The sequence below is a fragment of the Brevibacterium sp. SIMBA_078 genome, assembly GCF_046534565.1.
In the GTDB taxonomy this organism is placed as follows: Bacteria; Actinomycetota; Actinomycetes; order Actinomycetales; family Brevibacteriaceae; genus Brevibacterium.
This window is the reverse complement of record NZ_JAWRYQ010000568.1, coordinates 1-237: the sequence shown is the minus strand read 5'-3', so window position 1 is coordinate 237 and position 237 is coordinate 1. Positions and strand designations below refer to the sequence as shown.

Genomic DNA, 237 nt, shown 5'->3' with positions numbered 1-237 from the left:
CATGTAATTTTTGGGATGCAAAATATAAAGAAGAACTCAACTTGGGTTCTTCTTTTTCTTTTATTGCTGACGCTTCTCATCCAGATGCGCGTTATCTTTTTGAAGAGAATCAAGTCGTGTTCCGAGATAAAGACGGCTTTTTGCGGGCATTTGTTATAAAAGAGCTTGATGATACGGATGATGGTGCTGAGATCAATACGCTTGTTACTTGTGAAGCAGCAATGATGGAACTAGCAG

1 protein-coding gene is annotated in these 237 nt (G+C 39.2%); it reads left to right on the top strand.

Going from position 1 to position 237, the window contains the following annotated elements; all coding sequences use genetic code 11:
- The coding region (locus SB749_RS20825) for a hypothetical protein (protein ID WP_410711992.1) at window positions 1-237 on the top strand (237 nt) is incomplete at both ends.